This window comes from Brevundimonas sp. (assembly GCF_041688735.1).
In the GTDB taxonomy this organism is placed as follows: domain Bacteria; phylum Pseudomonadota; class Alphaproteobacteria; order Caulobacterales; family Caulobacteraceae; genus Brevundimonas.
In genome coordinates this window covers 20,306-38,588 of sequence record NZ_JBDNHO010000031.1, presented here as the reverse complement: position 1 = coordinate 38,588, position 18,283 = coordinate 20,306, and the positions used below count along the sequence as shown (strand labels likewise).

Annotated in this window: 20 protein-coding genes; 7 read left to right on the top strand and 13 right to left on the bottom strand. The window is 66.9% G+C overall.

What is annotated here, in order from left to right:
• The first annotated feature begins 377 nt into the window (after window positions 1-377).
• Window positions 378-1,742 (top strand): trypsin-like peptidase domain-containing protein, encoded by a 1,365-nt coding sequence (locus tag ACESMO_RS03940; protein WP_372706881.1) that lies wholly within the window; start codon window positions 378-380, stop codon window positions 1,740-1,742.
• A gap of 334 nt (window positions 1,743-2,076) precedes the next feature.
• A complete protein-coding gene (locus ACESMO_RS03935) occupies window positions 2,077-2,409 on the top strand; it encodes a DUF2794 domain-containing protein (protein WP_372706880.1) in 333 nt (110 codons plus the stop codon).
• A gap of 51 nt (window positions 2,410-2,460) precedes the next feature.
• Here ACESMO_RS03935 and ACESMO_RS03930 read toward each other — a convergent pair whose 3' ends face one another.
• Complete coding sequence (locus ACESMO_RS03930) at window positions 2,461-3,204, bottom strand: Bax inhibitor-1/YccA family protein (RefSeq protein ID WP_372706879.1); 744 nt, start codon at window positions 3,202-3,204, stop codon at window positions 2,461-2,463.
• Window positions 3,205-3,329: 125 nt separating this feature from the next.
• Between ACESMO_RS03930 and thpR the strand changes: the two genes are divergently transcribed.
• From thpR to ACESMO_RS03905, 5 genes are all read left to right on the top strand, one after another.
• A complete protein-coding gene (thpR, locus tag ACESMO_RS03925) occupies window positions 3,330-3,869 on the top strand; it encodes an RNA 2',3'-cyclic phosphodiesterase (RefSeq protein ID WP_372706878.1) in 540 nt (179 codons plus the stop codon).
• Entirely contained in the window at window positions 3,866-4,405 is a 540-nt protein-coding gene (locus tag ACESMO_RS03920) for a GNAT family N-acetyltransferase (RefSeq protein ID WP_372706877.1), read from the top strand. Before thpR ends, ACESMO_RS03920 begins: the two co-directional genes overlap by 4 nt.
• Window positions 4,406-4,496: 91 nt before the next feature.
• Window positions 4,497-5,732 carry an NAD-dependent epimerase/dehydratase family protein gene (locus ACESMO_RS03915; protein WP_372706876.1) on the top strand — a complete coding sequence of 412 codons (1,236 nt, stop codon included), beginning with the start codon at window positions 4,497-4,499 and terminating at the stop codon, window positions 5,730-5,732.
• A gap of 7 nt (window positions 5,733-5,739) precedes the next feature.
• A complete protein-coding gene (locus tag ACESMO_RS03910; RefSeq protein WP_372706875.1) occupies window positions 5,740-6,621 on the top strand; it encodes an SDR family NAD(P)-dependent oxidoreductase in 882 nt (293 codons plus the stop codon).
• 298 nt (window positions 6,622-6,919) lie between these two features.
• A complete protein-coding gene (locus ACESMO_RS03905) occupies window positions 6,920-7,672 on the top strand; it encodes a DUF3313 family protein (RefSeq protein WP_372706874.1) in 753 nt (250 codons plus the stop codon).
• A 321-nt stretch (window positions 7,673-7,993) separates the two neighbouring features.
• Here ACESMO_RS03905 and ACESMO_RS03900 read toward each other — a convergent pair whose 3' ends face one another.
• From ACESMO_RS03900 to ACESMO_RS03845, 12 genes are all read right to left on the bottom strand, one after another.
• The gene (locus ACESMO_RS03900; protein ID WP_372706873.1) at window positions 7,994-8,626 is read right to left on the bottom strand and encodes a hypothetical protein; all 633 of its coding nucleotides are present in this window, start codon (window positions 8,624-8,626) and stop codon (window positions 7,994-7,996) included.
• Window positions 8,623-8,835 (bottom strand): helix-turn-helix transcriptional regulator, encoded by a 213-nt coding sequence (locus ACESMO_RS03895; RefSeq protein WP_372706872.1) that lies wholly within the window; start codon window positions 8,833-8,835, stop codon window positions 8,623-8,625. Before ACESMO_RS03895 ends, ACESMO_RS03900 begins: the two co-directional genes overlap by 4 nt.
• Window positions 8,836-9,061: 226 nt before the next feature.
• The gene (locus ACESMO_RS03890) at window positions 9,062-9,673 is read right to left on the bottom strand and encodes a DUF1134 domain-containing protein (RefSeq protein ID WP_372706871.1); all 612 of its coding nucleotides are present in this window, start codon (window positions 9,671-9,673) and stop codon (window positions 9,062-9,064) included.
• Window positions 9,674-9,863: 190 nt separating this feature from the next.
• A complete protein-coding gene (gene pheT, locus ACESMO_RS03885; protein WP_372706870.1) occupies window positions 9,864-12,308 on the bottom strand; it encodes a phenylalanine--tRNA ligase subunit beta in 2,445 nt (814 codons plus the stop codon).
• Entirely contained in the window at window positions 12,305-12,730 is a 426-nt protein-coding gene (locus tag ACESMO_RS03880; RefSeq protein ID WP_372706869.1) for a hypothetical protein, read from the bottom strand. Before ACESMO_RS03880 ends, pheT begins: the two co-directional genes overlap by 4 nt.
• 18 nt (window positions 12,731-12,748) lie before the next feature.
• Window positions 12,749-13,162, bottom strand: a complete 414-nt coding sequence (locus ACESMO_RS03875) for a hypothetical protein (protein ID WP_372706868.1) — start codon at window positions 13,160-13,162, stop codon at window positions 12,749-12,751.
• Window positions 13,162-14,250: a phenylalanine--tRNA ligase subunit alpha gene (gene pheS, locus ACESMO_RS03870; RefSeq protein WP_372706867.1), complete on the bottom strand. Its 1,089-nt coding sequence runs from the start codon at window positions 14,248-14,250 to the stop codon at window positions 13,162-13,164. The genes ACESMO_RS03875 and pheS overlap by 1 nt, the downstream gene beginning before the upstream one ends.
• 201 nt (window positions 14,251-14,451) lie before the next feature.
• Entirely contained in the window at window positions 14,452-14,811 is a 360-nt protein-coding gene (gene rplT, locus ACESMO_RS03865) for a 50S ribosomal protein L20 (RefSeq protein ID WP_372706866.1), read from the bottom strand.
• Between the two features lie 110 nt (window positions 14,812-14,921).
• Entirely contained in the window at window positions 14,922-15,119 is a 198-nt protein-coding gene (gene rpmI, locus ACESMO_RS03860) for a 50S ribosomal protein L35 (RefSeq protein ID WP_135193772.1), read from the bottom strand.
• A 155-nt stretch (window positions 15,120-15,274) separates the two neighbouring features.
• Window positions 15,275-16,525: an MFS transporter gene (locus tag ACESMO_RS03855; RefSeq protein WP_372706865.1), complete on the bottom strand. Its 1,251-nt coding sequence runs from the start codon at window positions 16,523-16,525 to the stop codon at window positions 15,275-15,277.
• 93 nt (window positions 16,526-16,618) lie between these two features.
• Complete coding sequence (gene infC, locus ACESMO_RS03850; RefSeq protein WP_372706864.1) at window positions 16,619-17,140, bottom strand: translation initiation factor IF-3; 522 nt, start codon at window positions 17,138-17,140, stop codon at window positions 16,619-16,621.
• Window positions 17,141-17,312: 172 nt separating this feature from the next.
• Window positions 17,313-18,281 (bottom strand): glycosyltransferase family 9 protein, encoded by a 969-nt coding sequence (locus tag ACESMO_RS03845; RefSeq protein WP_372706863.1) that lies wholly within the window; start codon window positions 18,279-18,281, stop codon window positions 17,313-17,315.
• Window positions 18,282-18,283: the final 2 nt, after the last annotated feature.

Sequence of the window (18,283 nt, the reverse complement as noted above, 5' to 3'; positions counted from 1 at the left end):
GGCCAAGAAACTGATCCAAAACAGGTTTCGTGCGCGCGTCATCGCAAAAATCGACGTCGCTCGGAACGCCGCCTGAAGCGGGCTTTCCTCAATGCCGCCAGTCACTTATCGTCATTTTGATGGGGTCACGTACTGGGCGCCGATTCACAGTCGGCGCTGATCCCGAAGAGCGCGAAAGCCACGGCTTGGGCCTGCCGTTCGTGCGCGCCCTGCTGAAGCGTCACGCCGCCCTTATGACGATTGATGACGCCCGGCCGGGGGCTGTCGTCACGGCGCGTTTCTCGCTCCAGCATGATTCTGGACCATTTTTTGGATTCAGGTCGATTCGACCTGAAGCAAAAGTGGTCTAGGTTCCGTCCGACCACAGGGGATTGGCGATGCTTACCACCATCCGGGTTCACGGACTGTCGCTGCTGGCGCTCGCGGTGGCCGTGCCCCTGTTCAACGCCTCGCCCGCTCTGGCCCAGTCGGGAGCCAATTCGGGAGCCCAGTCCGGCGTCCAGTCGCCCATCCCCTATGACGCGGAGCGTGGCGTCTTCACCTTCGCCCGCGGGCTGGAACAGGCTTTGCCGGCGGTGGTCCAGGTCACGACCCTGGGCCAGTCCGAAGGCCCGGCCTCAGCCGACAGCGAACCCCGGCCGGTGGCCAGCGGATCGGGTGCCATCATCGACGCCGACGAGGGCATCGTCGTGACCAACAATCACGTCGTCGAGGGCGGGCGGAAATTCACCGTCGACCTGACCGACGGCCGTATCTTCGACGCCGTCCTGATCGGCACGGACATGGCCACCGATCTGGCGGTCCTCAAGATTTCGGCGCCCGGGTCCGGCACACTCGGCCTGTCCGAGATCGAGGTGGTCAGTTCGGATCAGCTGCGGACCGGCGACCTCGCCTTCGCGGTCGGCTATCCGTTGGGCCTCGACCAGACCCTGACCATGGGCGTCATCTCGGGCCTGGGCCGGTCGGGCCGGGGCGACCGGATTGAGGACTATATCCAGACCGACGCGGCGGTGAATTCGGGCAATTCCGGCGGGCCGTTACTGGACAGCCGGGGGCGGCTGATCGGTATCAACACCTCCATCCTGTCGGGCGGTGGCGGCGGCAATGACGGCATCGCCTTCGCCGTGCCCAGCCGCATCCTGATGTACGTCGTGGCCCAACTGCGCGAGACCGGCGAGGTCAAGCGCGGCGTGACCGGGGCCATCCTGGGCTCTCTCAACCCCGATCGCGCGCGGGATTTCGGTCTGGGCATCGTGCGCGGCGCCGTGATCGAGGACGTGGCTCCGGGGTCGTCGGCCGAACGCGCGGGCCTGATGCGCGGCGACGTCATTACGCGCATCCAGAACCGGCCGGTTTCGAACGCCGGCACTGTCGCGGCCACCATCGGCATCGCCGAGACGGGCACGCGGATCGCGGTCGTCTATCTGCGCGACGGCCGCGAGGGCCGCGCCACGCTGACGGTCGAGGCCCCGGGCATGGCCGGCGTCGTGGCCGGAGCCGAGGCCGTGATCGCGCGCGGTGCCAGTGTGCGGATCCATGTCGACGGCCTGCAGGTCTTCGCGGTCGAGGGTGGTTCCGCAGCGGCGGCGGCCGATCTGCGGGCCGGCGACGTCATCCGCGCTGTGGACGGCGCGGCGGTGGCGGACCTGACGGGTCTGGCGGCGGCGCTGCAGGCGGGCGGACCGCGGACCGTCGCTGTTGATCGGGCGGGAGAGACCGTCGAGGTCACTGTAGGCGGGTGAATCAGGGCCAACGCCTCTGCGCCTGACGGCAAAACGCCCGCTCTGCCGGGAGGGGGGGGGTGGCGAAGCGGGCGTCTCGCTTGGAGAAAGCACCGGCCCGCCGAAGCCCTTGATGGAACGAACCAGGGGGGCTGGGGGGGCTGTTCAGGATCCGGAACGCTCCGAACTCCGACGAGCCGATGGACAAGGTGTCGATCTTCAAGGGGGCGGGCGCTGGGCGGAACTGCGGCGATTTCGTGTTTGCCCGGATTTATCTAGGGAGCGGCGTTCGAGGCACGACGTTTGGCGGCTAGCAGAGGCTGGCGTTTCCCGTGGAGCGGCCTAACCTGACGCGATGAGCGACGCCGCCGATTTGCAGCCTCGAGGGGCTCCGGTCTTCTTCGACCGGCGCGAACTGGATTTGATCCTGCGGGTCTACGGGCGGATGGTGGCCGCCGGCGAATGGCGCGACTACGCCATGGTCGGTCACAAGGATGTGGCTGAGTTCGCCGTCTTCCGTCGCTCGGGCGACGCCCCCGCCTACCGCGTCGAGAAGCGTCCGGCACTGCGCTTGAAACAGGGCCAGTGGGCGGTGATCGGCGACGGCGGAGTGATTCTGCGCCGGGGTCGCGAACTGGAGCAGGTGTTACGGATCTTCGACGGTCGCCGTTTCACCGTGGTGGAATAGAAAAAGGCCCGGATCGCTCCGGGCCTTCTTCGTCGTTGTCGTCTCTCTGATTTAGTTTCGGTTGCCGCCCATGAAGGCCAGCAGGAACTGGAACAGGTTGATGAAGTTGATGAACAGCGACAGGGCGCCGAAGCCCGTGGCTACGCCCATGGCGGCCTGGTCGCCCCCCAGGCTGTAATAGGTCATCTTCAGGCGCTGGGTGTCATAGGCGATCAGGCCCGAAAAGATCAGCACGCCCACGCCGCTGATGATCAGGTGCATCACCGGCGACTGCAGGAACATGTTGACCACCATGGCGACGATCAGGCCGATCACGCCCATGATCAGGAAGCTGCCCATGCCGGTCATGTTCTTCTTGGTGGTGTAGCCGAACAGGCTCAGGCCGCCGAAGGCCGCCGCCGTCACGAAGAAGGTCGAGGCGAGAGAGGTGCCGGTATAGCGCAGGAACAGGAGGCCCATGCCCGCGCCGATGGAGGCCACGACGGCCCAGTACAGCAGGTTGACGCCGCTGGCCGTGGGGTTCTTCATGAAGAACATTGAGCCGAACAGCAGCACCAGCGGCGAGAACTGGACGATCATGCCGAGCATGGTCAGGCCGATGCGGCCGTCGGCGCTCTGGGTGAACAGCAGTTGCTGCACCGGTTCATAGGTGCCGGTCAGGAACGCCAGCGCCCCCGCGACAACCAGGCCAAGGGCCAGCTTGTTGTAGACGCCCAGCATGAAGCTGCGCAGGCCCGCGTCCACCGACATGTCGGCGGTCTGGGCGATGGAATAGCCGTTTCTGAAATCGCTCATGGCGACGTCGATCCTCCGTGCGGCCGGAATGCGTCCGACCTTTTCATGAATATCGTGGCCAAGGCCCACTTCTGCAAGCAAAACCGGACTTGGGGGACGCGGACGCACCCGCTACCAAGAGTCGCATGATCCGTCTGTTCACCGCCCTGGCCCTTCCCGACGATGTGGCCGAGACGCTGAAGCGTCGCCAGACGGGCCTGCCCGGCGCGAAATGGCGTTCCGACGAACAGCTGCACATCACCCTCACCTTTTACGGCGAGATCGACGAGCGCCGCGCCGACGACCTGGCCGTCGAGCTGGAACGGGCGGCGACGGGCGGACCCTTCGACATCGCCCTGGCCGGCGTCGGGGCCTTCGGTGACGGGCATAGCACCCAGGCGGTGTGGGCCGGGGTCGCGCCGAGCGAGCGGTTGACCGTTCTGGCCGGGCGCTGTCGCGCCGCCGCCGAGCGGGCCGGGATCATCGTCGAGCGTCGCGACTATCGTCCGCACCTGACGCTGGCCTATCTGAGGCCGCAGGCCAATCCGGTCCGGATCGGGGCGTGGATCGCCGGGCACAATCTGCTGCATTCGCCGCCGATCCGGATCGACCGCTTCGGCCTGTATTCGAGCGTCCTGACCCACGACGGCAGCCGCTACGAACTGGAGAGGGAGTATGTCCTGTGACCGGACCGGTTCTGCAAACCGAACGCCTGACCCTGCGCCCTACGGCCATCGAGGATTTTCCGCGCTGGGCCGAGATGATGGCCGACGCCGAAGCGTCGCGCTTCATCGGCGGGCCCCAGTCGCCGGAGACGGCCTGGCGCGGTTTCATGACCATGGCCGGAGCCTGGAGCCTGACCGGGGTGGCGATGTTCTCGCTGATCGAGCGGTCGTCCGGCCTGTGGCAGGGCCGGATCGGACCGTGGCGCCCTCTGGGCTGGCCCGGTACGGAAGTCGGCTGGGGCCTGCATCCGGATGCGCAGGGGCGGGGCTATGGCGTCGAGGCGGCGACGGCGGCGATCGACCATGCCTTCGACGCGCTGGACTGGAAGGAGGTGATCCACTGCATCGATCCCGACAATCTGCCGTCCGCCCGTCTGGCCGAGCGGCTGGGGTCGAGCAACCTGGGACCGACGCGCCTTCCGCCGCCGTTCGAGACGGCTCCGGTCGACCGCTGGGGCCAGAGCCGCGACCAATGGCGGGCCAGGCGAGGGCGATGAGACGAAAGACCGCCGCGGGCGTTCAACACTCACGCTTTGACGCGCGGCCCCCTTCCGCTAGGCAGGGAAGCGGATTGACGAGGATATAGGCATGCGGGTTCTGGTTCTTGGCGGAGACGGCTTCTGCGGCTGGCCGACGGCGCTGCATCTGTCGGCGCGGGGCTGGGACGTCTGCGTGGTCGACAACCTCAGCCGGCGCAACATCGACAATGAGCTGGAAGTCCAGTCGCTGACGCCGATCCGGACCATGGGCGAGCGTATCGCGGCCTGGACCGAGGTGAGCGGCCAGACCATCGACTTCGTCAACATGACCGTCGGCAAGGAGTTCGACCGGCTGGTCGCCCTGATCAAGGATTGGAAACCCGACAGCGTCGTCCATTTTGCCGAACAGCGCGCGGCTCCCTATTCGATGAAGTCGGCGCGGCACAAGCTCTACACCGTCGACAACAACATCAACGCCACCAACCATCTGCTGGCCGCCATCGTTGAGAGCGGGCTGGACGTGCATCTGGCCCACCTGGGGACGATGGGCGTCTATGGCTATACCACGGCCGGGCTGCGCATCCCCGAGGGCTATCTGAAGGTCACCGTCGACACCGATTTCGGCCCGGCCGAGCAGGAGATTCTGTTCCCGCCGAACCCGGGCTCGATCTATCACATGACCAAAACCCAGGACGCCCTGCTGTTCCAGTTCTACGCCAGGAACGACGGCCTGCGGATCACCGACCTGCATCAGGGCATCGTCTGGGGGACCCAGACCGAGGAGACCCGCAAGGACGAGCGGCTGATCAACCGCTTCGACTATGACGGCGATTACGGCACCGTCCTGAACCGCTTCCTTATGCAGGCGGCGGTCGGCTATCCGTTGACCGTGCACGGCACGGGCGGTCAGACGCGGGCCTTCATCCACATCCAGGACACGGTGCGCTGCGTCGAGCTGGCTCTGAAGAACCCGCCCAAGTCGGGCGAGCGGGTCAAGATCCTGAACCAGATGACCGAGAGCCGCCGCGTCCGCGACCTGGCCGCGATGATCGCCGACATGACGGGGGCCGAGGTCCACAACGTCCCCAACCCGCGTCAGGAAGCCGACGAGAACGAGCTGGTGGTCGCCAATGACCAGTTCCGCGATCTGGGCCTCAAGCCGATCACCCTGGCGCAGGGCCTGCTGGACGAGGTGTCCGACGTCGCCCGCCGCTATGCCGATCGCGCCGACTTGACCAAGGTGCCGTGCGTGTCCAGCTGGAACAGCAAGCGCGCCGAGGCCCTGAAGTCCGAGCCGACGCTGGCCGCGCCCGGCCCGACCGCGCCCCGCGCCCGCATCGCCTGAGCCGATCATGTCCGCAGACGCGCCGCCGTCCCTGATGCTGGTATTCGGCGGCGGTTGGCTGGGCCAGGCGGCGGCGCGCGAATTCCTCCGTCGGGGGGGTGCGGCCGTCCTGACCAGCCGTGATCCCCAGACGCGCCGGGCGCTCGCGGCCAACGGCTTCGACGCCATCGATCCCGACGATGCCACGGCGCTGGATCGGATCGTCGGCGCGGCGTCGGCCGTCCTGATCACCGCGCCGCCGGAGGCGGACGGCTGTCCCGGCCTGAAGCGGCTGGGGCCGGCCATCACGCGCGTCGGCGCCTTCCCGGACTGGATCGGGTACGTGTCCTCGACCGCCGTCTACGGCGACCGCGACGGGGGTTGGGCCTTTGAGGACGACGCGCTGAACGCCGCCTCGCTGGAAGGTGCCCGTCGCGTCCGGGCCGAGCGCGACTGGCTGGACGCCGGACAGGGGATGGGGCTGACGGTGCAGCTGTTCCGGCTGCCGGCGCTGTACGGCCCCGGCCGGTCGCCGCTGGATCGGCTGCGCGACGGCACCGCCCGGCTGGTGAGCAAGCCGGGTCAGGTGTTCAACCGCGTGCATGTGGACGACGTTGTCTCGGGCCTGTTCGCCTCCATGGCCCGGCCCCGACCCGGCGCGGCCTATACGCTTTGCGACGACGAACCCGCCCCCGCCGATGAGGTCATGGCCTGGGCGGCGAAGCGCCTCGGCCTGCCGCGACCGCCCGAGGTGGACTGGCGCGATCCGTCGGTGTCGGAGGGCATGCGGCGTTTCTACCTGGACTCGAAACGCCTCTCGAACGCCCGCGCCAAGGCCGAGCTGGGCTGGCGACCGAAATATCCCACATGGCGCGAAGGGCTGGAGGCGCTGCTCGTCCTGCAGACCTGAGCGACGTCGGCCGGGAAAGCGCGTTCGAAATTCGATCACAAGTCCCAACCGCCAAGCACAGGACGCGGCCGCGTAAACCTTCTGGAACAGGCACAGTCCAGTTTCGATGGCATCTCAGGGTCTGCCTCGGGGCAGCTCGCGAAGACCAGAAGCGGCAAAAGGCCGCGCGTGGCCGGCGCCCGGACCTGACATGCTCGACCGGGCAATCGAGACAGCACCCGGTGGGCCCGAAAATTTATCCGACGGACCCATGACCATGATGACCCGAACCCTGTCGATCGCTGCGGCATCAGGTCTGTTGGCGCTCGGCGCCTGCCAGACGGCGCCCGAAACGCAATCGGAGTTTCTGCAATCATACGAAGGCTTGGCGGCTCCGGGGCAAAGCCTGCGCGCCTCGGTCCTTCAAAGGCGCGATGACCAGGCCGCCGCCGGTATTGAGCGCGTCTTTATCGCACCCAGCGTGCTGATGGCCGGCGTGGGCGAGGCCGTCGAGGACGCGGACCGCGCGCGCGTGCTGCGCGAAGTCGATCGCCAGATCTGCTATGAAGTCAGCGAGCGCTTCACCGTGATCCCGGATCCCGCCCCCGAAGCGGCAACGATCCGCGCGGTGGTGGTCCGCATCAACCCCACGGGTCAGGCCGGTTCGCTGGCCTCGGCCACCGCGAGTTACTTCATTCCCGGCCCGATAGGCGTCAGGGTACCCGGCGCGACCGGCGGCCTGGCCGCTGAAGCCGAACTGCTCGGCCCCGATGCGGCCCAGATCGCCGCCATCGTCTGGGCGCGCAACGCAACCGTGCTCGGAACCGACTCTCCGTCACTGTCTCGCGTCGGCGATGCCCTGCAACTGGCGGAGCCGTTCGGCGACGCCGTGGGCGATGCCTTTTCGCCGACGGGCAGGACGCCCCGGCCGATCGCCACGCCCGATCCGTGCCAGCGGTTTGGCCCCCGGTTCAGTCTGAGCGGCACAATCGCGGGCTTCGCGACGGGCCTGTACGTGCCGGAGCTGGATGGCGGGAAAGACGCTGATGATGAAAGTGAAGATCGCCAGTGATGTCAGCCGTTCACGCTTGGCTGGTACCGGCCAGCGGGGCCGATTGCGCCCAATGTCGGAGAAGGGTCGAGAACGGTCAAATGTGGCCGTCCTGATGACGGACATTCGAACCACCCCGCAAGCAGACCCAGACAACGGCGGTTAGGGGTGGGGAACGGAAATGCCGGAGGAGTGAGGCAGAAGTCGAGAGCGCGCACGGCCGGACAGGGAGCGCCTCGATCCTGTTACGGGACGGACGGAGGCTTGGTCACAAGGTCTGTGCACAAGGGTTGAGGCTTGGGACCGACCCTCGGCGCCAGGAAACGCAGCGGTTACCGCGCGTCAGCGCTGGGCCAGCAGGCCGCGCCGGCCGGTCGCGATGACTGCACCCGCCAGGATCGCTGCGGAGGCGAGGGCGATGACGGCGACCGGGTCAATGGATCCGACATAGCCGAGTTGCACAGCGCCGCCCCAGAGGATCAGCACAGGCAGGATCAGGGTCGTCGCGAAGGCCGAGCTTTCCCACGACAGTTGGCGCAAGAGTTCGTCATAGAGCCGCCACTGGCGAAGGGTGACGACGACGGTGCTGACAAAGGCGACAGCGACGGCCGCGATGGCCAATGCATCGGGAACAAATCCGCCGGGTCCCGCGCCCGCCAGACACAAGAGCATCACCCCGAACGCGATGAACCACAGCGCGCTGCCCATCAGGAGCGCACGTTGCTCAAGCAGTTCCTCAATGTCCGACACGTTCAGCAGCCTGGCCCCCAGTCCGGGCACGGCGGCGCCCAGCAGCGCGAATAGGCCGGTCATCAGATAGACGAGGCCGACACCTCCCGCCGCGGCCCGCCCGCCATTCCACTCCACATCGCCCCCTAGGGCGTAGAATCCCATCACGCCGCCGACGCCGGCGATGAAACCGATCCCGCTGGACAGCATCGTCTTCCGGAGATTGGCCGGCTTCGTCACGCTCATTTCAGTTGCTCCGGTTTCCAGTCGTCCATGAAAAGGCTCGGTACGGGGACGTCGAACAGCAGGGCCATGCGCAGCGCGAGCGGCAGACTGGGATCGTATTTGTCGGTCTCGACCGCATTGATGGTCTGGCGCGAAACCCCGAGGCGGCGGGCGAGTTCGCCCTGGCTCCACCCCTTCTGCTCCCGCAATTCTCGCACGATGTTGCGCACCTGGTCTCCGTCAGCCTGTAAAGAGTTCTTTACAGACAGTGACCCGCCTGTCAAGAGCTCTTTACAGGCGGCAGGGCCGTTCGAAGGAGACGCCGACGCCGAACGATGATCGGCGCACCCCGGGAACTGTCCCTGAAGGCGTCCCACGGCGCGGCTCCGCCAGACGTCCTCAACCGTTCGAAAGCCGAACCTCGGCACTCTCGCGGATACCGGACCCGATTTCGCCTCAGAACGGCAGCAGGTTCCGCTGGCGGCTGTAGGCCATGGTGCCGACATTGGCACCCAGACGTAGGCCGACGCCCGTGCGGATCGGGGCCAGGACGATGCCGTCGGCGCGCTGATAGTTCACGCCCAGACCGCCGACCAGATAGGCTGACCCCTCGACGCCGGGGTAGCGGCGATAGATCATGTCCGGGTGGTACAGGCCGTAGACGAGGGTGAAGACCCGCGACGCATTCCCGCCGATGTCCCAGCCGATCGAAATGCCCTGCCAGAAAACCTCCTGCGAGGCCGACAGGTCCTTCATGTGCAGGGCGCCGCGTCCGTAACGCGTGCCGACCACGGCTGCACCGGAACCCTCCTCGCCCGCGATATAGGCGGTCGGGCGGTCGCCCTGATCGGCGAAGATGCGTTCGATGACGCGGCCAAGGGCCTCGGCGGCGATGCCCAGCTCGCGAGACCCGGCCGAGATCAGCTCGTCAGCGGTATAGGCGGGGGCGGTCTGGTCCGAACGGATAGGGAAGTCGGGATCGGCGGGGCCGTTCGAGGCACAGGCGGACAGGCCCGACGCGCCGGCGGTGGCGGCGAGACCCGACAGGATCAGTTGGCGGCGATGCATGGCGAATCTCTCAGCGAGCACGGGACGAGGCAGCGTCGCCGCCCTTTGCGTCAGCCTTGCGGCGCTGAGGTTAACGGAACCTTGCCATTCGGTGGCCGGGACCAGTGAGGCGTGCCAAACGGCGAAGGTGTGAGCCGCTGTATCGCTTGGCGGGCCTCGTCGCTCACCTCTTGCTCACCGGCAAGCGTGACTAGGCCCGCATTGTCGCGCCCACCTTGCCTGCTGCGGTGACGATCCGGGCCGACAGACCCTCGATCTCCGCTTCGGTCAGCGTCGCCTCGACCGGCTGGATGACGACTTCAAGCGCTACAGACTTCATGCCCTCGGCCACGCCCGCGCCGCGATAGACGTCAAACACACGGACCTCGGCGATCAGGGCCTTGTCGGCCCCGGCCACGGCGCGGGTCAGGTCGCCCACGGGCTTGCCGTCCTCGACGACGAAGGCGAAGTCGCGGGTCAGGGGCATCAGATTGGACAGGTTGGCCGCGCCGCGTGCCTTGGACTTTTGACCGCGCGGTTCGGGCAGGGCGTCCAGCACGATCTCGAACGCCAGCATCGGCCCGTCGGCGTCCAGCGACTTGAGCACGCGGGGGTGCAGGGCGCCGAACTCGGCCACGACGGTCCTGGGGCCAAGTTGAAGGCGGGCCGAGCGCCCGGGATGCCACCAGTCGCGGTTCTGGCCCTGGACCAGCTGCAAGGACGCCACCGGCGCGCCCAGGGCTTCGAGCAGGGTCAACAGGTCGCCCTTGAGGCCGAACAGGGCGTCCTCGCCCGCGCCGCCCCAGTGCCGGGCAGCATGCGGCGAGATCAGCCCCGCGATGACCGTGCGCTGGCCGGTCGGGCTGTCGTCCAGATAGATGGGGCCGATCTCGAACAGGGCGGCGTCGGCATGGCCGCGCGCGGCGTTGCGGGCGGCGGCCTGGATCAGATTGGGCAGGGCCGAGGGTCGCATGCAGTCCAGGTCGCCGGCGATGGGGTTCTCGACCCGCAGCCGCTCGTCGCCGCCGCCGAACAGGGTCGCGGTCGACTGTTTGGTGAAGGACCAGGTGACGGCCTCGGCATAGCCCATGGCCGCCAGCGCGCGCCGGGCCAGCCGGACCCGCGCCTGAAGCGGGTTCAGCACGCCTTTGGACGGCGCGCCCAGATCGGGCAGGGGTGTCGACGGCAGGGTGCCGTAGCCCTCGATGCGGGCGACCTCCTCGACCAGATCGGCCGGCCCCTCGACGTCGCGACGCCATGACGGCGGGGTGACGGTCCACCGCGTTCCACGCGCGACCTCGAAACCGAGCCGGGTCAGAATTTCGGCGATCCGGTCGTCCGACAGGCCCAGGCCGGTCAGCGCGCCGACCCGCGCCGGATCGAAGCGCACCACCGCCGGGTTGGCGGGAGCCTGACCCGCGACCACGATGTCCGATGGCTCGCCGCCGCACAGGTCGAGGATCAGCCGCGTGGCCAGCTCAAGGCCCGGAACGACAAACGCCGGGTCGACACCGCGCGCGAACCGGTACTGGGCGTCGGAGTTGATCGTCAGCGCGCGCCCGGTCTGGGCCGTGACGATGGGATCGAACCAGGCGGATTCGACGAAGACGTCGACCGTCTCGTCCGAACAGCCGGTGGATTCACCGCCCATGACGCCGCCCAGGCCAATTGCACGGGTGCCGCCATCATCGGCGATGATGCAAATGCCGGGCGTCAATATGTAGAGCTTTCCATCCAGTCCTAGGATGCGCTCGTAGCGCGCGAGGTCAGGTGCCTGCAGCTGCTCCTTGCCACTGACAAGCTGGGCATCGCGCACGACGATCTCAGACCCGACCAGCTTGCCCGCATCATAGACATGAAGCGGCCGGGCACGATCGTAGGCGATCAGATTGGTCACATCGACCAGCCGGTTGATCGAGCGCAGGCCGATGGCGGTCAGACGTCGCTGCAGCCACTCCGGCGACGGCCCGTTCTTCACGCCCCGGATCAGCCGTCCGGCAAAGACCGGGCACATCCCCGGCGCGTCGAGCCGGACCGTGATCGGGCAGGGGAAGGCCCCCCGCACCGTGGCGAGATCGAAATGCTTCAGCTGGCCGAGGCCCGCCGCCGCCAGATCGCGCGCGATGCCGGCGACGCCCAGCCAGTCCGGCCGGTTGGGCGTGACCTCGAAATCGATCACCGGTTCGGCACCGAACACGCCCGCTGCTGGCGAGCCGACCGTCAGGTCGTCAGCCAGCTCAAGGATACCGTCGCTCGAGCCAAAGGCGTCGGGGGCCAGCTCCAGCTCGGAGGCCGAGCACAGCATGCCGTTCGACACCACGCCGCGCACCGGCTTCTCGACCAGGGTCACGCCCAGCCCGGGCACAAAGGCCCCGATCGGCGCATAGATGGTGGTCAGGCCCGCGCGCGCGTTCGGGGCACCGCAGACGATCTCCTTGATCCCGTCGACGGTCTCGACCTGACAGACGCGCAGGCGGTCGGCGTTGGGGTGCTGAACCGCATCGACGATCCGGGCCACCGTGAAGGGCGCGAGGGCGGCGATCGGGTCATGGACGTCCTCGACCTCCAGCCCGGCCATGGTCATGGCATCGGCCACGTCGGCGACGTCGGCGTCCGTGTCGAGATGGTCCTTCAGCCAGGAGAGGGTGAATTTCACGCCAGGGTACCGGCCGGCGGCATTTGCGACTGCGGCGTGATCCCCGCAGTGAGGTCATTCAGCAGGTCGTCGGAACCGGTGAAGCCGACCTGGACGAAACGGCAGCGGATGAAGCGGCAATTCGACATGCCGACCACGCCCGCCAGCTTGGGTCCGAGCGGTCGGTAAAGCAGCGTCTTCACATCGCTGATCGTACCCATGTTGCAGTTGTCGAAGGTAGTGCCGGTCATGACGGCCATGACCGCCGGACCCTCGATCACGCAGTCGGTGAAGGTCTTGCCGTCGATGAACATCTGGTCTGCGTTCCAGTGCTGAACGGCGAGCGACGGCAGCCAGACAGCTTCCTTCTCGAAGCTGGTGCGCGCCACCAGGGCGCGGCCGGCGGCTTCCTCGGCGGACAGGGTCGGGGTCTGGTCGGTCATGGTCGCAGTCTCTCGATTTCAGTTCTGGCCGTCGGTGACGGTTGCGACCTGCGCGATCAGCATCTGGAGCAGGTCTTCGTTGCCCGTGATGCCCAACGAGTGGAACCGGCAGTTCCTGAAGGTACAGTCGCGCACCGGAATGGCTCCGATCGCGATGCCGTTCAGCGGGCGGAACAGCATGTTGCGCAGGTCTCCGCCGGTCGGGCCGAAATTCGTGCTCTCGAAATGGGTGTTCTCAAGCACCAGCATCACCGCCGGGCCCTCGATCAGGCAGTCCGTGAAGACGCGGCCCTCGATCACCCCTCCGCCCCCGGCCTGGACGTTGGCGCGATAGAGGTCGACCAGGGCGAAATTGCCGCCCGTGAACGCCGTCGCGCGCGGGTCTATCTCGCGAGACGTCGTTTGCGGGGACGAAAGGTAGTCGGTGGCCATCAGGACAGTCCGCTTGCAGGATTGGGGGCGGCGAAAGCCGAGAAGCCGTAATGGGCCAGCCACCGGGTATCGGCGTCGAACATCGGGCGCAGGTCGGGGATGCCGTATTTCAGCATGGCCAGGCGATCCACGCCCATGCCGAAAGCGAAGCCCTGGTACTCGTCGGGATCGATGCCGCAGTTCCGCAGCACATTGGGATGCACCATGCCGCAGCCCAGGATCTCCATCCAGCTGTCGCCCTGATTGAGCTTCAACCCGCCGCCGGAGCGGTCGCAGCGGATGTCCATCTCGGCCGAGGGTTCGGTGAAGGGGAAGTGATGCGGGCGGAAGCGGGCGTCGACGTCGTCGACCTCGAAGAAGCGCGCGACAAAGTTTTGCAGCGTCCACTTCAGGTGACCCATGTGGATCTCGCGGTCGATCACCAGCCCCTCGACCTGATGGAACATCGGCGTGTGGGTGGCGTCGGAATCCTTCCGGAAGGTCCGCCCCGGGGCGATGATCCGGATCGGCGGCTTTTGCGTCATCATGGTGCGCACCTGCACCGGGCTGGTGTGGGTGCGCAGCACCTTGCGCTCGCCCGTTTCCGGGTCTGGCTTGAGGAAGAAGGTGTCGTGCATCTCCCGCGCGGGGTGTTTCGGCGGGAAATTCAGGGCCGTGAAATTGTGGAAGTCGTCCTCAATGTCGGGACCTTCAGCGACGGCGAACCCCATCTCGGCGAACAGGGCGATCATCTCGTCCATCACCTGCATGGTCGGATGTACCGATCCCTTGCGCCGCGGGCGGGCAGGCAGGGTCAGGTCGACGTGTTCTGCCTTGAGCCGGGTGTCGAGCTCGGCGGCTTCCAGCCCGGCCTTGCGGGCCGCCAAGGCCGACGACACCCGGTCGCGCAGGCCGTTGAGCATCGGTCCCTGTTCGCGCCGCTCGTCCGGGCTCAATGCGCCCATCCCCTTCAGCAGGCCGGAGATCGAGCCCGACTTGCCCAGGGCCGCGACGCGCAGCTCCTCGACCTCGGCCGCGCTCTCCGCGCCGCCGATGGCGTTGATCAGATCGAGTTCGAGTTGGGCGAGGCCCGGATCAGGATTTGGCATGCTGCGCTTCGTCTAGACCATTTTTGCTTCACGTCGAATCGACCTAAATCCAGAAAATGGTCCAGCATCAATGCGGAGCGAAATCTGAGCCTTGATGGACTGCGGCCATCAAGACCGATTTCGCTCAGCGGGTGGGGCGCAATGCAAAAAGCCCCCCGGCGCGAACCGGAGGGCTTTTGCGTCTTCCGTTGCCGGAAAAGCCTAGGCCGTCTTCAGCGCGTCGCGGACCTTGTCGGCGATCGCCTTGAAGACGGTTTCGTCTGCGGCCATCGCGGCCAGGACCTTGCGGTCCAGCTCGATGCCGGCTTCGCCCAGGCCGTGGATGAACTGCGAATAGGTGAAGCCTTCCAGACGCGCGGCGGCGTTGATGCGCTGAATCCACAGGGCGCGGAACGAGCGCTTCTTGTTGCGGCGGTCACGGTAGGCGTATTGCCCGGCGCGATCGACCGCAGCCTTGGCGGTGCGGATGGTGTTCTTGCGGCGGCCGTAGAAACCCTTGGCCTGCTTGAGAACCTTCTTGTGTCTGGCGTGTGAAACTACGCCGCGTTTGACGCGAGCCATTTTATTATTCCCTTCGGGAAGCCCCTATCGTTCGCCGCGCTGCGGCTCACTGCTTGAGGGGCTGTTGTTCAAATTCGATGCGGTGAAAAGGTTCAGTCCGTCCGCGCCGGTCAGGCGTACGGCATGTAGGACTTGATCTTCTTGGCGTCGGCGTCGGCCATGACCTTGGTGCCGCGGTTCTGGCGGATGTATTTGCTGTTGTGGCTGATCAAGCGGTGCCGCTTGCCCGCCACGCCAGACTTCACCTTGCCGGTCGCCGTGAATTTGAAGCGCTTCTTGGCGCCAGACTTCGTCTTCAGTTTGGGCATTTTCACTCTCTTTTTGAGCGGGCTACCGCCTGTCGGCTACTTGAGCCCAAGGTGGAAACCCTGATGAGAACCGCCCAGGCATGCCTGTTAGCCCGGCGGTTCGGTACGCGAAGGCGCGGCTTCTAGGCCAAGCGGGGCCTGAAGGCAAGCCTGACCTATTCGGCGGGTGCCGGAACCAGGTCCGCCTGCCGCTTGTGGAACGCCCGTCCGGCCTTGATCGCCATAAAGGCCGCCGGAACGGTCAGGGCCGCGCCGATCAGGAAGGGCCAGTCGTGGCCGACGACGGAGAATAAAGCCCCGGCCGCGATGGGTCCGAAGATTCGCGCGCCGGAGCTGGCGGCCATGTTCAGCCCCAGCATCGCACCCTGCCGGTCCTCGTCGACCGAGCGCGAGATCAGGGCCGAGATATTTGGCATTGCCACCGCCATGCCGAAGGCCCCGAAAGCCATCACCACCGGCACCAGAACTTCGCCTTGCGGAAGCAGCCGCCCGACCAACACCTGACCCACCAGGCCCGATCCGAAGATAAGGCAACCGGCCGCCAGTACCCGCGCCTCGCCGAATCTCCGCGCGAGACGTCCGGCGATCAGTCCCTGACAAATGGCCGAGACAATGCCGACGGCCATGAAGCTCAGCCCCACCTCGCGCGGCCCCCAGCCATAACGGGCCTCGGTCCAGAAGCCGAAGGTCGATTCCATGCCCGAGAAGCCGGCCATGTAAATCAGGGTGACCAGCAGGACGCGCGACACCACCGGGTTGGCCACTGCATCGCGCACGCCGCTTAGGAAGGGCGGGCGAGGCGTGGCCGGGTCGGCCTTGATGCGGCTTTCCTTGAGCAGAACCGCAATACCGATCGCCGCGACCACACACAGCCCCGCCGCCACGAAGATCGGCAGCTGGTAGCCCAGCGTCCCCATGTCCGGGCGCGTGAGCACGCCGCCCAGGCCCGGGCCGACGATAAAGCCCAGACCGAAGGCCGCGCCGATCAGGCCCATGCGTCCGGCCCGTTGCTCCGGCGGCGTCACGTCGGCCACATAGCCCTGAACCGTCGCAATGTTGCCGGCGCCCAGACCGGTGAACAGGCGAATGCCGATGGCCAGCCAGATGTTCGGCGCGAAGGCCAGCATCAGATAGCCCAGGGCATTGGCGATCACCGTGATCAGCAGCACGGGCTTGCGCCCGATCCGGTCCGACAGCCGGCCCCAGAACGGCTCGGCGAAAAACTGCCCCAGCGAATAGGCCGAGAACATCAGCGCCACCTGCCACGGCGGCGCATCCAGCGTCTGGCCATAGAAGGGCAGCAGCGGCACGACGATGCCGAAGCCCACCAGATTGATGAAGACCACCAGGAACAAGACGGACAGGGCCGAGCGCGATGCGGCTGGGGCAGGGCCGGGTGCTGTCATGACGCTGACCTTATCGCGGGCTTGACCCTGGACAAACGAAAACGCCCCGACCGTTTCCAGCCGGGGCGTTTCGAGGCTTGACCCTAAGGAGGCCTATTTCGGTGCCAGGATCATGATCATCTGGCGGCCTTCCATGCGCGGCGCGTATTCGACCTTGGCGATCTCGTCGAAATCGGCCTGGACCTTGTTGAGCAGTTTCATGCCCAGTTCCGGGTGAGCCATCTCGCGGCCGCGGAAACGCAGCGTGACCTTGACCTTGTCGCCCTCATCGAAGAAGCGGTGCATGGCCTTGGCCTTCACGTCATAGTCGTGGACGTCGATATTAGGACGCAGCTTGATCTCTTTCAGCTCGACGACCTTCTGGCGCTTGCGCGCCTCGGCCTTCTTCTTCTGCTCCTGGAAGCGGAATTTGCCATAGTCGAGGATCTTGCAGACGGGCGGCTCGGACGTGGAAACGATCTGAACCAGATCCATGCCAGCCTCTTCGGCGGCTTCCAGCGCGGCGGACGTCGGCATGACGCCCTGCTTTTCGCCGTTCTGATCGATCAGCAGAACGCGCGGCGCGCGGATGTCTTGGTTCATGGGCGGCCCGTCCTTGACGGGCGGCTGGTTCATCGGACGGCGAATGGGCGTCGTTTCCTTGCGTGGACGAAAAAGTCGGAGGTCTGACGAGATGAACCTCGCGACGGTTCGCGGCGTTCCTCCTCCGAGCCTCTATATGACCGCGAAAGCCCCATTCTTCAAGCGTTCTGGCTTCAAGGTTTCCGGCTTGAAGGCTTCCGCTGGTTCAGCCCGGCGGCTCGCCCGAACCGATGTAGTGGTCGTGCAGGGTCAGGATTGCGTCGAAGACATGATCGACGCTCAGGTCCTCGATCGGCGCGAACGCCCCGCGCGTCTCGTTGGAGGCGACCGTTCGCGTCCTGGGTCCCCATGGCCCGTACAGCCACCACTCGGTCGGGCCGAACAGACCCAGCGTCGGCCGCCCCGCCGCCGCCGCCACATGCATCAGGCCGGAGTCGTTGCCGACGAACAGCGCCGCCCGGTCGATGGCGGCGGCCGAGGCCAGAATGTCGCCCTTGCCGACGAAATCGATGCCGCGCGGGCCCGCGGCCTGCAGCGCCGGGGTCGCCGGTGCCCGGTCGCCGGGGCCGCCGACGGGCATGAAGCGCCAGCCGTCGAAGCGCGGCTCGGCCTTCAGCTTTTCGACCAGCGCGCCCCAGCGGTCGGCCGGCCAGCTCTTGCCCGGCTGGTGCGCGATGGGGGCCAGGGCCATGATCGGGCCGGGCGCGGTGGCCAACTGGGGGTCGATGACCACGGCGGCCTCGGCCCGGGCGCGGTCGTCGATAAACAGTTCGGGGGCCAGGGTGGAAGGCGCGCCCATCATGCGCGACACCATCTCGACCTTGGGCAGACCCGTCTCCCAGCTCCGGTTGTAGACGACGCGCCGCCTCGCCGGGATCAGATAGCTCAGCGCCGAGCCGCGAATGTCGATGACCATGTCCCAGCGGGTCCCGACCACCTGCCGCCACAGGGCGACCCAGTGTCCGGCCATCTTCTTCTTGTCGAGGATGATGACCCGTTCGACGTTCGGCGCGGCGCGAAAAAACGGCGCGGGGGGGCGACCGCAGGCGACGGTGATCCGCGCGCCGGGAACCTGCCGCGCGATCTCGCGGACCACGCCCGAGGAAATAACGCAGTCCCCGATGCGGTTGGAGCTGACGAACAGGACTTTAGGCGATGGTGGGGTGACGGGCACGC